Origin of the sequence: Mycobacterium sp. E2479 (assembly GCF_001667925.1) — a bacterium.
GTDB lineage: Bacteria > Actinomycetota > Actinomycetes > Mycobacteriales > Mycobacteriaceae > Mycobacterium.
Genome location: NZ_LZJR01000046.1, coordinates 1 through 14,268, shown reverse-complemented (window position 1 = coordinate 14,268; position 14,268 = coordinate 1). Strand labels below are relative to the sequence as shown.

Below are 14,268 nucleotides of genomic sequence, written 5' to 3'. Positions count from 1 at the left end.
CGCAGACTGTACCGCCGCCAAACTTGACGGGTGTTAAGTGGTCGCCGGCACGGGCAGTAGGAGCGCGCTGTCGCCGAATTCATGCCACAGGTAGCCGTGTTCCATCGCTTCGCGATACGCTCTGGCGACCAGCTCCGGACCGGCGACCGCCTCCAGCAACAACAGGTGCGAGGCGCCGGCGTCATGCCATCCGGTGATGAGGCCGTCGACCACCCGGCACGGGCGATCGGGCCCTAGCACCAGGTGCGTCCAGCCGTCCACCTGCCGCACCACGCCGTCCGCGGTGGCGGCGGACTCCAGAGCGCGCGTCACCGTCGTTCCCACCGCGATCACCCGTCCGTCGGTCGCGCGCGTCAAGTTCACCAGTCGCGCGGTCGCGGCCGGCACGGCGAAGGGCTCGGGGGTCGGTGGCTCGCCCGCTTCGGCCGACGACACCCCCGCATGCAGCGTGATCGGTGCGATCGCGACGCCCGCAGCCACCAGGGCGGTGACTAGTTCTGTACTGAATGGTCTTGCTGCACTCGGCATTTCGGCGCTACCGGGTTGCCTGGCGAAGACCGTCTGGTAGTAGCGCAACGGCCACGACCGTGGCACATAGGAGTACCGGATGGGCCGGCCGTGCCGGGCCAGGTACGACGCGACGTCACCCTCGAGAATCAGCCGCGCGGTCCACAGCCGCGCGCCGCTGATCCCAGTTTGGGGGTAGGACGCCTCGACGATCAGCGCGCCGCCGCCTGGCAGTTCGATACGTTCGCCCGGCCGGACGTCCGGGAGGTGTCCGGCCGCGGCCCCCGCGGGCCGCAGTTCCACCACCCAGCTCCTGTCGGCTCGCCGGGTCGAGAAGTGCACTGCGACGGGCCAGCCGTCGCGGTGGCCGTTTACCGCGGCGGGCATGGTGGCGGAGTTGTTCACCACCAGCAGATCGCCCGGTCGCAGGTGATCGCCAAGGTCGGCGAAGCGGGCGTGGCTGACGCCGTCGGGGCGAGCTACCAGCAGCTTGACGGCATCGCGGGCGATGCCGTGTGCTTCGGGCGGCTCGATGGCATCGGAGCCCGGGGCGCGGCGGAAACGGGTGCGCGGAGCCGTCATAGTCATCGCGGCGCTCCAGATAACGACAGTTCGACGGCCCGGTAGCGCCCCGACGCCGGGCGCGTGTCCAGCAATCGCAGCAAGGCCGGCACGACGGACTCCGGCTCGGCGCGGTCGAAGATGTCCTCGCCCGGGAAGGCGGCCTGGTGCATCTCTGTGCGCATGTCACCGGGGTCGAAGGCGTACACCGCGACGGCGGGCGCCTCGGCGGCGAGGACGGCCGAGAGTTGGTCGAGTGCGGCCTTCGACGAGCCATACCCGCCCCAGCCGGGATACGGTTCGACGGCGGCGTCGGAGGTCAGGTTGACGATCAAGCCGGCGTTGCCGGCGAGCGCAGGCAGTGTCGCCTGGATCAGGGCCAGCGGCGCGAACAGGTTCGTCTGGTACACCATCCACAAATCGCTCGCCGAATACTCGGCGAGGACCGGTTGCGGGCTGGGCCCCAGCTGACTGGCGTTGTTCACCAGGAGGCCAAGTGGCCCGGCAGTGCGTGCCACCGCGACCAACTCGGCACGGTGTGCTGCGTCGGTGACGTCGCCGGGCAGCGCGATGAAATTCCTTGAATTCAGTTTTCGGACAGTTGATTTCAGTTCAGATGTGCGGCGGGCATCGCCGACGACGGTCCAACCGCGGTCGAGCAGGGCGGCGGTAACCGCCTTTCCGAAGCCGCGCGAGGCGCCGGTGACAATCGCGACGGGTTGCTGTTTGGATTGAGTCATCCCCCCATACTGATAGTTGAAGTAAACTTTAAGTCAAGTCCCGAATTCGAGAAGGCCCCAATGGATAAGCGAGACTTGTTCACCGTCAGTGAGATAGCAAAGCGCAGCGGCTTCGCGGCATCGGCGATCCGGTTCTATGAGAGCCAGGCCCTGATCACGGCGACCCGGACCGCCGGTGGCCAGCGCCGCTTCGAGCGGCAGATGCTGCGACGCCTGGCCTTCATCAAGGCGGCCCGCAACGTCGGCCTACGCCTCGATGAGATCGCCGACGCACTCGCCACACTTCCGGACGGCCGCACCCCGACCCGCGCCGACTGGAGCCGGCTGTCCAAAACCTGGCGCGCGCGCCTCGATGATCAGATCGCCGGGTTGATCGCGCTGCGCGACAACCTGGACTCGTGCATCGGCTGCGGTTGCCTGTCGCTGAAGCGTTGCGCCATCTCCAACCCGGGCGACCTGGCGGCCAACGCCGGAGCGGGAGCAATGTACCTGCCGAGATCGCTACGGCGGCAGGGCGATTAGCGGCTGAGGTCTTCCCCACCGCGCGCGGGGATCAGCCCGCTTCGGACAGCCGCTGCTTGAGCGCCTCGAACTCGTCGCGGACACCGGTGGGCAACTTGTCGCCGATGAACTCGAACCACTCTTCGATCAAGGGCAGTTCCTCGCGCCACTCGGCCGGGTCGACCCTCAGCGCCTTGGCGACGTCACCGCCGTCCACGTCCAGCCCGTCCAGGTCCAGGTCATCGACGGTCGGCACGATGCCGATCGGCGTGTCCTGGCCGCCGGCCCGGTGCTCGATGCGGTCCACGATCCACTTGAGCACCCGGCTGTTCTCGCCGAAGCCCGGCCACAGGAACTCACCCTTGTCGCCGCGGCGGAACCAGTTGACGAAGAACACCTTGGGCAGCTTGGACTCGTCGGCGTTCTTGCCCAGGTCGAGCCAGTGCTGGAAGTAGTCGCCGACGTGGTAACCCAGGAACGGCAGCATGGCCATTGGGTCGCGGCGCACGGTGCCGACCTTGCCCTCGGCGGCGGCGGTCTGCTCGCTGCCCATGGTGGCACCCATGAACACGCCGTGCTGCCAGTCGCGGGCCTGCGTCACCAGCGGCACCGTCGTCTTACGACGCGCGCCGAACAGGATTCCGGAGATCGGCACACCCTGCGGGTCGTCCCACTCCGGCGCCAAGATGGGGCACTGGGACATCGGGGTGCAGTAACGCGAATTGGGGTGCGCCGCTTTGGTATCCGTTTCGCGCAAGACCCAGTCGTTGCCCTTCCAGTCGATCAGGTGATCCGGCTCGCCCTCCAAGCCCTCCCACCACACGTCGTTGTCGTCGGTGAGCGCCACGTTGGTGAAGACGGTGTTGCCGGCTTCGATGGTGCGCATCGCGTTGGGATTCGACTTCCAGTTGGTGCCCGGCGCGACGCCGAAGAAACCGAACTCGGGGTTGACCGCGTACAGGCGTCCGTCCTTGCCGAACCGCATCCAGGCGATGTCGTCACCGAGGGTCTCGGCGCGCCAGCCCGGGATCGTCGGCTGCAGCATGGCGAGGTTGGTCTTGCCGCACGCCGACGGGAACGCCGCGGCGAAGTAGTAGGCCTTGTCCTCCGGGGAGATCAGCTTGAGGATCAGCATGTGCTCGGCGAGCCAGCCCTCGTCGTGGGCCATCGCCGAGGCGATCCGCAGCGAGTAGCACTTCTTGCCCAGCAGTGCGTTACCGCCGTAGCCCGAGCCGTAGCTCATGATCTCGCGGGTCTCCGGGAAGTGGGTGATGTACTTGGTGTCGTTGCACGGCCACGGCACGTCCTTCTGGCCCGGCTCCAGCGGCGCGCCCACCGAATGCAGCGCCTTGACGAAAAATCCGTCGTCGCCCATCTTCTCCAGGGCGGCTTTGCCCATCCGGGTCATCACCTTCATCGAGATGACGACGTACTCGGAGTCGGTGATCTCCACACCCAGCTTCGGGTCGTCGGCACCGAGCGGGCCCATGCAGAACGGCACCACCCACATCGTGCGGCCGCGCATGCAGCCGCGGTACAGGTCGGTCAGGATGGACCGCATCTCGGAGGGGTCCATCCAGTTGTTCGTCGGCCCGGCACCGCTCTCCTGCTCGGTGCAGATGAAGGTCCGCGACTCCACCCGCGCCACGTCGGACGGGTCGGACAGCGCCAGGTAGGAGTTGGGGTGTTTCTTCTCGTTGAGCTTCTTCAAGGTGCCGGCCTCGACCAGTTGGGTGGCCAGCCGATTGAACTCCTCGTCGGAGCCGTCAGCGAAAACCACCCGGTCGGGCTGGGTGAGCTCGGCGACCTCCTGCACCCATGACAGCAGGCCCTGGTGGTTCGTGGGTGCTGTGTCCAAACCGGGAATGGTCGCTGAGGTCATCGAACTCTCCTGAATTCGTCTGCGTATCGGGCTGGTGTCGCTCGCTATGCTCTCGCCCACACAATTAAGGAATTGGTGGCGTTAACTACAGGTTATCGTGAGGATCTTGTCGGGGAAGCCTCGGGCAGGTATAAGCCTTCTCACAACAACGATTCAGAAGATCCTGACGGGTCATCATCTGCGCTCCTCGATGCGGGTTTCTCGGCCTCGTCACCGCCGACGTCGTCGCAGTGACTTTCCTCTTTTCGGTTACCCGGTTCTTCCAGTTCTGCACGTACGGCCGCCAGGGCCGCCGTCACCGCGGGCATGTCTCGATCCCTAGCCGCCGCGGCCCGCGCGGCGGCCAGGGCGTGCTCGCGCAGTTCGGTGTCGATGACGCCGACCGACGCCGACACCTGGGCGTTCTCGGCCTCATCCTGAGCCAGCAGCGCCTTGCTCAACACCGATTCGGCAACCAGCACCCGGGTGGCCACCAGCTCCTCGACGACCGACTGCAGCGATGATGTGACGTCGCCCGCCCAACGGTCCAGCAGCGCCCGGTCGTGCAGCAGCGCACGAATGTTGATCACCATGAAGGTGAGTGCCACCGAGATCGCCACGCATGCCAGGGCCGCGGCCACGGCCAGCGCGGGGTTCAGCCGCGAGGTTAGGCCGCTCATCAGCCGGCTCAGCGTCAGCGCGACACCCAGCCCGAACCCAACGCCCAGCACGATCATCAGCCAGGTTTCCTGTCGGCGTGATTTCAGCGGCGGGGGCGAAACTTTGACCTCCGGCAGCTGGTCGAGCGGTGGCAACTCCATCGGCACGCTCACCGCCTGCGCCACTTCCGCCAATTGCGTGTCGGTGCCTTCGCCGACCTCGGCCACCACCGCATCCAGCCGCCGGCGGGCGTGCGCCTCGAAGCCGGACATTTCGCGCCGGGCCAAGCCCGCCGCGTGTTCCTGCAATTCGGTGCGCGCCGCAGCACACCGGTTGCGCGCGGAGTGCGACAGGGCGACCCGCGCCTGCTGGATTTGACCGCGCAGCGTGATGGTCCGCTCGCTTTTCTCCTGACGCCGCCGCTGCAACGCGGTGCTGCGCTCCTCGCGTAGCGCCTCAACCCGGGCCCGCCGGCCCGACCCCTCGACCTCGCGGTCAAACCGGCGCGCCGCCGTCTGCAGCCGGGCTTCCCACGCCCGCAACCTGTTTCGGCGCGCGAGGTCGGGGTCATCGAGCAGCGCCGTCACGGCTTCGACCAAATCGTCGACGTCCGGGTCACCGAGGTCGGGCAAAGCCGCCGCGCCCACCCAGGACGCCCGGCCGTAGCGGGACGCGTGCGCACCCAGCGACTCGCGGTTGGCGGCGACGATGTCCCGCCAGTTGAGATGCACGTCGATCTTGGACACCACCCCGACGACCGCGTCGGTGTGTTCGGTCGCGGCGTCCAGCAGCGCACAGTCCGAGGGCGTCAGGTTCGCCGCCGCGGACACGACGAACACCACGGCCACCGGCACCTCACCGGGGCCCAGGTCCGTCGACTCCACGAATTCGTGCTGCGGCAGCCGCTCACGCAGGGCGTCCGCCACCGCGGTGACCCCGGCCATCCACGGGCCGGTCACCAGCACCACGTCGCGGCGCTGAATCGCGGGCGGATCCAGCCCGGGGCCGGCCGCCGCCACCAGCGCGTCCACCTCGGCGGCGGGATCCTGGCTTGGTTCGGCGCTCACCAGGATTCCCCCGGCAGCGACGCGCAGGCCTGGGACCACAGCCGCAGCGATCCGCGCGCGATGTCGGCGCCGCAGGCGCGGTGCAGTTCGCTGGCCGACGCGCGGCTGTAGCGCTGCCACCGCACCGCCCGCGGCAGGTGCGCGGATGGGTCTCGATGCGCGTCGAGGGCGGCCTTGCGGTCAGCCGGCTCCAGGCCGGCCGCCTCGGCCAAGTCCACGGCGGCCGCCATCCGGGCGAACACGGTCTCGTCGCGGGACAGGAATCCGCTGATGCGCTCGCCGAGCCTGCCGCCGCCCGCGGCCAGCGCCTCGAGTTCGGCCACGGCGTCCAGCACCCGCTGATAGCGGGCCTCGGCGCCCAGCGCGCCGATTCTGACCAGGACGCCGTCGATGCCGCTCATCCGCTGCAGCAGGGTCAGCACCTGGGCCGGGGTCCGGCCCTGCCGGAACGCGGCGACCGCCAGCGCGGTGCCGAACAGGTCGAGGGTGTCCAGTAGGCGCCGCCGCACGTCCGCCGGCACCGGGGCATCAGCGGCCAGAAATCCGGCGAAGGATCCTTCGAAACACGCCGTGCCAGCGGGGTGCGCGGCCAGCGTGGAAAGCGCCGTCCACTGGCTGCTGTCCAGGTCGTCGAGCGCGGCGACCGCGAGCAGACCGATCATCGGTTCCATGGGCACGCCGACCAGCGCCGAGAGTTCCGTGCACCTCGCGCGCGCGGCCGCGATCGGGCCGTCAACGCCACGGCCGGACAGGGAGCCCGCCAAATCTGCTTTGTTCAGCACCGCCAGCACCGGGCGCCCGGCCTCTGAGACGTCGGCGATCGCCTGGGTGTCCTCGGGCTTGACCACCTCCGTGATCACGTAGACAACCGCGTCGACACCGCGGTCCGTCACCGGGTCGGCAACCGCGATCCCCGCGGCGCGTCCCGCGGCGGCCAGCGCGCGGCGCACGGTGCGGCAGCCGACCCCCCGACGGCCGCGCACAACCACGCGCAGGGGCGCGGCGGATCGCTCCGCAATCGCCGTCACGCGCGGGTCGACGTGGCCGGCGGCAAAGCGTGCCAGCTCGTCGACGAAAGTTGGGTGTCCTTGTGCCCTCATATCCCGCCTGTTCGGTCTGGATGACCCCCGTACCCGGCCCGCGCTGTCGCCAACACATGCGGCGTCGGGGCCAAGCGGTCCCACCGAATGGTGGCATCCGCGTCACCAAGAAGCGAGCCACCGTTAATCAGTTACCAGTTGAAGGCAACTGTTGGGTATCAATCCGGACCAGGGGCGGCTACATCCCAGGTTTATAGGCCACCATGGACAAATGCATGCGCAGCGCGGGGTGGCGATGGCTGCCGACACGCCGACCGGGGACTCGGACCGCCCCGACCAGCGCTATTTCCCGGCAACGGCGTTCCGATCGCGACGCTCGGCGCTGTCCGATGCACAGCGCCAGACCTGGGAGCGGCGCTGGCCCGAACTCGGCCTGTCGGTGGGCGCCGCAACCGAGGAATCCGACCGCCCCGAACCCCCGCTGGATCTCCCCGGATGGTTCGGGCGACCGGCCCCCCTCGTGCTCGAAATCGGTTGCGGCAGTGGGTCTTCCACCCTAGCCATGGCGAAGGACGAGCCCCATGTCGACGTGGTCGCGGTGGAAATCTACCGCCGCGGGCTGGCACAGCTGCTGTGCGCGATCGACCGCGACCACGTGAGCAACATCCGGCTGATCCGCGGCAACGCCCTCGACGTCCTGCGGCTCATCGCCCCGGGTTCGCTGACCGGGGTTCGCGTCTTCTTTCCCGATCCGTGGCCCAAAGCCCGGCACCACAAACGCCGGTTCCTGCAGCCCGGCACGATTGGCTTGATAGCCGACCGGCTACTCCCTGGTGGTGTCCTGCACGTTGCGACCGACCACGCCGGCTACGCCGACCACATCGCTCAGGTCGGCGCGGGTGAACCCCGGCTGCGCCCGGCCGGTCCAGACACCGCGCTGCCGATCTCGATCGTGCGCCCCACCACCAAGTACGAGACGAAGGCTCAGGAAGCGGGCAGCGACGTCACCGAATTCATTTGGCTTAGATGATGGGTAGGCGATGAGATGAGCCTGACCGAAGAGACCGCGGCAAGGGCAGAACCGGTAGCGCCCCCGGCGGTGCTGACCGGTGACGAGCTGGGCGACTTCTCTCCCCCGGGCGGACGCGTGTTGCTGGTCTGGGATGCGCCGAACCTCGACATGGGCCTGGGCTCCATCCTGGGCCGCCGCCCGACGGCCCTGGAACGCCCGCGGTTCGACGCCCTGGGGCGTTGGCTGTTGTCGCGCACGGCCGAGGTCAGCGCCAATCGCCCCGGCGTCGTCGTGGAACCCGAGGCCACCGTCTTCACCAACATCGCCCCGGGCAGCGCCGACGTCGTCCGGCCCTGGGTGGACGCGCTCCGAAACGTGGGATTTGCGGTGTTCGCCAAGCCGAAGATCGACGAGGACAGCGACGTCGACCGCGACATGCTGGCCCATATCGAATTGCGGCGGACCGAAGGGTTAGCGGCGCTGGTGGTGGCTTCCGCCGACGGTCAGGCGTTCCGTCAACCTTTGGAAGACATTGCACGCACCGGGGTCAGCGTTCAGGTGATCGGATTTCGCGAACATGCGAGTTGGGCGCTAGCGTCGGATACCTTGGACTTCGTTGATCTGGAGGACATCGCTGGAGTCTTCCGGGAACCGTTGCCGCGGATCGGCCTAGATTCGCTGCCTGACCAGGGTGCGTGGCTGCAGCCGTTCCGGCCGCTCTCCGCGCTGCTGACCGCGCGTGTGTGACACTGGAAAACCAATGCGCGGGTCGTTAACGATCCAGTAAGGAGCTTGCGTGTTCGCCTGGTGGGGTCGAACTGTGTACCGATACCGGTACATCGTGATCGGGGTCACGGCAGCTCTGTGTCTGTTGGGCGGCGTCTTCGGGGTCAGCCTGGGCAAGCATGTTACACAGAGTGGCTTCTACGACGACGGCAGCCAATCCGTTAAAGCCTCGGTGCTGGGCGACCAGACGTACGGCCGTGATCGCACCAGCCACATCGTGGCCACCTTCACCGCTCCCGACGGAAAAACGGCCGATGACGCGGCGTGGCGCGCCAAGCTCGTCGGCGAACTCAACAAGTTCAAGACCGACCACCCCGACCAGGTCGTCGGCTGGGCGGGCTGGCTGGCGGCGCCGGACAGCACCAACCCGGTCATCAAGGGGATGGTCAGCGAGGACAGGAAGCACACCTTCGTGTCCATCCCGCTGAAGGGCAATGACGACGACAGCATCCTCAACAACTACAAGGCCATCCAGCCGGATCTGCAGAAGCTCGACGGGGGCACGGTGCAGCTGGCCGGGCTCGAGCCGATCGCCAACGCCCTGACAGGCACGATCGCGACCGACCAACGCCGCATGGAGGTCCTCGCGGTGCCGCTGGTCGCAGTGGTCCTGTTCCTGGTCTTCGGGGGCGCCGTCGCCGCCGGCCTGCCCGCCATCGTGGGCGGCCTGAGCATCGCGGGCTCGCTGGGCATCCTGCGGTTGGTCGCCGTGTTCGGGCCGGTGCACTTCTTCGCCCAGCCGGTGGTCTCGCTGATCGGCCTGGGTATCGCCATCGACTACGGGCTTTTCGTGGTGAGCCGGTTCCGGGAAGAGATAGCCGAGGGCTACGACACCGAGGCCGCGGTGCGAAGAACCGTGATGACCGCCGGGCGCACCGTGACGTTTTCGGCGGTGCTGATCATCGCGTCCAGCGCCAGCCTGTTGGTGTTACCGCAGGGCTTCGTGCATTCGTTGACCTACGCAATCTTCGCCGCGGTGGGCCTGGCGGCGTTGCTGTCCATCACGTTCCTGCCCGCCTGCCTGGGCATCCTTGGCCGCCACGTGGACGCGCTGGGCGTGCGTACGGCGTTCCGGGTGCCGTTCCTACGGAACTGGAAGTACTCGCGGGCCTATCTGAACTGGCTGGCCGACCGGCTGCAGAAGACCAAGACCCGCGAAGAGGTCGAGGCCGGCTTCTGGGGCAAGCTCGTCAACTGGGTGATGAAGCGCCCGTTGGCGTTCGCCATCCCGATCGCCGTCGGCATGATCCTGCTGGTGATTCCGCTGGGCAATCTGTCTTTCGGCGGCATGAGCGAGAAGTATCTGCCGCCGGACAACACGGTGCGCATGGCCCAGGAGCACTTCGACAAGCTCTTCCCCGGCTACCGGACCGAACAGTTGACGATGGTGATCCAGAGCACCAACGGCAGCAAGGTAACCGACCAGCAGGTCGCCGACATCCGCAACCGCATTTCCTCGATCGGCGGGTTCACCGACAAACAGTGGGAGGAACGGGCCTGCCCGACCATCGCCGGCAACCCCTGCGTCGCCGGCCCGAACGGGACGACGGTGCCGAAGGACGGCTCGGTACGAGTGATTCAAAACGGGTTGGTCAACAAGAACGATGCCGCCAAGAAAATCAACGAACTGCGGGCGGTGAATCCCCCGAAGGGGTTGGACCTTTACGTCGGCGGCACGCCGGCCCTGGAACAGGACAGCATCCACAGCCTGTTCGACAAGGCGCCGCTGATGCTGGTCCTGTTGCTCAGCGCCACCATGCTGTTGATGTTCCTGGCGTTCGGATCGGTGGTGTTGCCGATCAAGGCGGTGTTGATGAGCGCGTTGACGCTTGGCTCGACGATGGGCATCTTGACCTGGATCTTCGTCGACGGGCACTTGTCGAACGTGTTGAACTTCACGCCCACCCCGCTGATGGTGGTGGTGATCGCGCTGGTCGTCGCGGTCGGTTTCGGTCTGGCTACCGACTACGAGGTGTTCCTGGTCTCTCGCATGGTCGAGGCGCGCGAGCGTGGCATGTCGACGGCGGAAGCAATCCGGATCGGCACCGCGACCACTGGGCGCCTGATCACGGCCGCCGCGCTGGTGCTGGCGGTGGTCGCCGGCTCGTTCGTGTTCTCCGATCTGGTGTTGATGAAATATCTGGCCTTCGGTCTGATGGCCGCGTTGCTGCTGGACGCCACCGTCGTCCGAATGTTCCTGGTGCCCTCCGTGATGAAGCTGCTCGGCGACGACTGCTGGTGGGCACCGCGCTGGGCCCGTCGCCTGCAGAACAAGATCGGGCTCGGTGAGATCGACCTGCCCGATGAACGCAAGCGGCCGACGCTCAACGGCCGGCCCGCGCGGCCGCCCGTCGCCGCCAGCCTGGTCGCGGCGGCCCCGCGGCCACCGCACGACCCCACCCATCCCGGCGCCCCGGAGCCCCCACGGCCGGCCCGCCCGGCCGAGCCGCGGCCGGCGCGGGAACCGTCCCCGAGCGGTGCGACCATGCGCGCCGGGATAGGCGAAAGCCCGAGCAGCACGCGCAATCCGGCGCGGCCCGACCAGCCGACCGAGGCCAGCACGACGCGCCTCTCCGCGCAGGGCACGCCCGGCCATGACCGCCCGGCCGAGATGCGCGCGCCCACCAACTCCGCAGCGCAGGCTGCCCCGCGCCCCCCGGCGCCGGGTCCGGCGGCACGCCCGTCCGGCGATCAGACGCGGGCCATCCCGGTGCCCGGCGACCGGTCCGATGACACCGGTGACTCCGCCGAACCCACCACCGCTCTGCCGAAAATGCGCCCGGACAGCGGCGACCCCAACGCGCCCGCCGAGCAGGTGAACGCGCACGAACAGGGCGAGAACGGCGACGCGTCACGGCAACGCCGACGCTCCGGCGGCGGCCTGTCCGCACAGGATCTGCTGCGGCGCGAGGGCCGGCTGTAACGAGGCTCCCCTTAAAGGCGCCGAAAAACTTTGGGGCTCAGCTGGATTCGTCCTCGAGTTGATCGGGCTCGGCCTGCAGGATGACGTTCTTCTCGTCCGCGTCCTCGGTTTGTTTCTCGGCCTCGGCGGACGGATCGGGCGCCAACAGCACCTGGATCGCATTATTGAGGAACGCCACGGTCGGAACCGCCAGCAGGGCGCCGACGATGCCGGCGAGCACTCCGCCGGTGGAGATGGCGAGCACCACCGCCAGCGGGTGAATCGAGACCGCACGGCCCATCACCAGCGGCTGCAGTAGATGGGCCTCGATCTGGTTGACCGCAATCAGCAGGCCCAGCGTGATCAGTGCGTACACGAAGCCCTTGGCCAGCAGCGCGACCACCACGGCCACCAGGCCCGAGATCAGTGCACCGACCAGCGGGATGAACGCACCCAAAAACACCAGTGATGCCAGCGGCAGCGCGAGCGGAACGCCCATGATCGCCAGGCCCGTGCCGACCCCGGCCGCGTCGGTCAGGGCCACCAGGAACGTGGCCCGCACGTACCCGATCAGCGACCCGTATCCGGCAGTACCGGCTTCGTGCACCCGGCCACGGACATCCGGCGGGATGATCTGCACGACGTACTGCCAGATGTTGCGCCCGCCGTAGAGGAAAAAGATCAGCGTGAACAACACCAGCACCGCCGCCGTGACCAGCTCGGTGACGGTCGCCGCGGTGGAAAGCGCGCCGCTGGTCAGCTTCGCCTGATTGTTGTGCAACGCCTCAATGGCGGCGTTGCCCATGTTGTCGATCTGCTCGTTGCGCAGATGCGCCGGCCCGTGGGTCAGCCACCGGCGTGTCGACTCGATGCTGTTCGTCACCTGTTCGGTCAAGCCGGGCAGGCCGTCGATGAACTGCAGGATGACGAACGACAGTATGCCGCCCAGGATCGCGAAGCCGCCCAGCAACACCAGGGCCACCGCACCGCCGCGGGGCAGGCCCCGCTTGTCCAGCCAGTCGACCACCGGCACCAGCAACGCGCTCAGCAGCAGTGCGACCAGCACCGGAACGACGATGACTTCGAGTTTTTTCACCACCCACAACAGGGCGAGCACGGCGACCAGAATGACGAGCAAGCGCCACGCCCACGCTGCGGTCTTGCGGACAAGAGGTTCGACCGAAGCATCGTCGACGTTTGCTGACATTTGGCCAGCCTATCCGCCGCGGTTCAGGGTCAAACGTAACCGCGGACGTGTGCCCGCGTTCGGGGCCGTCGCGTCGGCACGATCCGGTTACGACGTCGACACGGTAAGCCATCCGCAGCGATCGCTGCGCCACCTGCACCGTTACCCTAAATCACGTGCCGCACGACGCACCCGCCCGCAATCTCGACTTCCCGCGCGAAGAAACTGCGCGGGGGAGGTACTGGTGGGTGCGCTGGGTGATCCTCGGCGCGGTAGCCATCGTGCTTGCCGTCGAGGTTTCGCTGGGCTGGGATCAGCTGGCCAAAGCCTGGATGAGCATGTACGAGGCGAACTGGTGGTGGTTGCTGGCTTCGGCGGCGGCGGCGGCCGCGTCGATGCACAGTTTTGCCCAGATCCAGCGCACGTTGCTCAAATCGGCCGGCGTGCACGTCAAGCAGTTGCGCTCCGAGGCCGCGTTCTATGCAGCCAATTCGCTCAGCACCACGCTGCCCGGCGGACCCGTGCTCTCGGCCACCTTCCTTTTCCGCCAGCAGCGGCTCTGGGGCGCCTCGACCGTGGTGGCGTCGTGGCAGTTGGTGATGTCGGGCGTGCTGCAGGCGGTGGGCTTGGCTTTGCTCGGCCTGGGCGGCGCTTTCCTGCTGGGCGCGAAGAACAACCCGTTCTCGCTGCTGTTCACCCTCGGCGGCTTTGTCGCATTGCTGCTGCTGGCCCAGGCCGTCGCGTCCCGACCGGAGCTGATCGACGGCATCGGCAGCCGGGTGTTGGCGTGGATCAACTCGGTCCGCGGCAGGCCGGCCGACACCGGACTGGAGAAGTGGCGCGAGACGCTGATGCAGCTGGAATCGGTGAGCCTGGGCCGGCGCGACCTGGGGGTGGCATTCGGCTGGTCGATGTTCAACTGGGTCGCCGACGTCGCCTGCCTGGGGTTCGCCGCCTACGCCGCCGGGGACCACGCGTCGGTGGCCGGGTTGACGGTCGCCTACGCGGCCGCCCGCGCCGTCGGCACCATCCCGCTGATGCCCGGCGGCCTGTTGATCGTCGAGGCGGTGCTGGTCCCCGGCCTGGTGTCCAGCGGAATGTCACTGCCCAACGCGATCTCGGCGATGCTGATCTACCGGTTGATCAGTTGGTTGCTCATCTCCGCGGTCGGCTGGGTGGTGTTCTTCTTCATGTTCCGCACCGAGAACCTGGGCGACTCCGAAGAGGACCCGATCACGGGTCCGCTACCGATCATGCCGCCACAGGGCGACCCTCCGGCCGATCCGACCGAGAACGCCCTGCAGGGACCCGTACCGCCCGACCGGAATCCGGAAGCCGACGACCCGCTCTAGAAGCCGACGACCCGCTCTAGTGGCGATCGCAAGCGCGGCGTAGCCGGGCGCAGCGGGTCGCCACCGTCGGGCCTAGTGGCGATCGCAAGCGCG

Annotated in this window: 11 protein-coding genes; 5 read left to right on the top strand and 6 right to left on the bottom strand. The window is 68.0% G+C overall.

Translation table 11 applies throughout. The annotated features are described in order from the left end of the window. Nucleotides 1-33: 33 nt before the first annotated feature. Nucleotides 34-1,095 (bottom strand): S-adenosylmethionine:tRNA ribosyltransferase-isomerase, encoded by a 1,062-nt coding sequence (locus tag A5686_RS04825; protein WP_082947483.1) that lies wholly within the window; start codon nucleotides 1,093-1,095, stop codon nucleotides 34-36. Continuing rightward, entirely contained in the window at nucleotides 1,092-1,808 is a 717-nt protein-coding gene (locus A5686_RS04820; RefSeq protein ID WP_067931663.1) for an SDR family oxidoreductase, read from the bottom strand. The genes A5686_RS04825 and A5686_RS04820 overlap by 4 nt, the downstream gene beginning before the upstream one ends. 60 nt (nucleotides 1,809-1,868) lie before the next feature. On the opposite strand from A5686_RS04820, the gene soxR reads away from it, so the two are divergent. Then, nucleotides 1,869-2,330, top strand: coding sequence for a redox-sensitive transcriptional activator SoxR (gene soxR / locus A5686_RS04815; protein ID WP_067931661.1), 462 nt, complete (start codon nucleotides 1,869-1,871; stop codon nucleotides 2,328-2,330). Nucleotides 2,331-2,361: 31 nt separating this feature from the next. Here the strand turns inward: soxR and A5686_RS04810 are convergent, their stop codons facing one another. The 3 genes from A5686_RS04810 to A5686_RS04800 all read right to left on the bottom strand — a co-directional run bounded on the left by A5686_RS04810 (nucleotide 2,362) and on the right by A5686_RS04800 (nucleotide 6,997). After that, nucleotides 2,362-4,191, bottom strand: coding sequence for a phosphoenolpyruvate carboxykinase (GTP) (locus A5686_RS04810; protein WP_067931659.1), 1,830 nt, complete (start codon nucleotides 4,189-4,191; stop codon nucleotides 2,362-2,364). 140 nt (nucleotides 4,192-4,331) lie between these two features. Then, the gene (locus A5686_RS04805; RefSeq protein WP_197520476.1) at nucleotides 4,332-5,897 is read right to left on the bottom strand and encodes a hypothetical protein; all 1,566 of its coding nucleotides are present in this window, start codon (nucleotides 5,895-5,897) and stop codon (nucleotides 4,332-4,334) included. Then, a complete protein-coding gene (locus A5686_RS04800) occupies nucleotides 5,894-6,997 on the bottom strand; it encodes a hypothetical protein (protein ID WP_067931655.1) in 1,104 nt (367 codons plus the stop codon). Before A5686_RS04800 ends, A5686_RS04805 begins: the two co-directional genes overlap by 4 nt. A 193-nt stretch (nucleotides 6,998-7,190) precedes the next feature. On the opposite strand from A5686_RS04800, the gene trmB reads away from it, so the two are divergent. Genes trmB through A5686_RS04785 form a run of 3 tightly spaced genes read left to right on the top strand, consistent with a single transcriptional unit; the run spans nucleotide 7,191 to nucleotide 11,658 of the window. Next, complete coding sequence (gene trmB / locus A5686_RS04795) at nucleotides 7,191-7,967, top strand: tRNA (guanosine(46)-N7)-methyltransferase TrmB (RefSeq protein ID WP_197520479.1); 777 nt, start codon at nucleotides 7,191-7,193, stop codon at nucleotides 7,965-7,967. 15 nt (nucleotides 7,968-7,982) lie between these two features. Continuing rightward, the gene (locus A5686_RS04790; protein ID WP_067931652.1) at nucleotides 7,983-8,696 is read left to right on the top strand and encodes an NYN domain-containing protein; all 714 of its coding nucleotides are present in this window, start codon (nucleotides 7,983-7,985) and stop codon (nucleotides 8,694-8,696) included. A gap of 49 nt (nucleotides 8,697-8,745) precedes the next feature. Continuing rightward, nucleotides 8,746-11,658, top strand: a complete 2,913-nt coding sequence (locus A5686_RS04785; protein ID WP_067931650.1) for an MMPL family transporter — start codon at nucleotides 8,746-8,748, stop codon at nucleotides 11,656-11,658. A 37-nt stretch (nucleotides 11,659-11,695) separates the two neighbouring features. Here the strand turns inward: A5686_RS04785 and A5686_RS04780 are convergent, their stop codons facing one another. After that, nucleotides 11,696-12,844, bottom strand: coding sequence for an AI-2E family transporter (locus A5686_RS04780; protein ID WP_067931648.1), 1,149 nt, complete (start codon nucleotides 12,842-12,844; stop codon nucleotides 11,696-11,698). Nucleotides 12,845-12,999: 155 nt separating this feature from the next. Here A5686_RS04780 and A5686_RS04775 point away from each other — a divergent pair, with 155 nt between their 5' ends. Further along, nucleotides 13,000-14,175 (top strand): YbhN family protein, encoded by a 1,176-nt coding sequence (locus A5686_RS04775; protein WP_067931646.1) that lies wholly within the window; start codon nucleotides 13,000-13,002, stop codon nucleotides 14,173-14,175. Nucleotides 14,176-14,268: the final 93 nt, after the last annotated feature.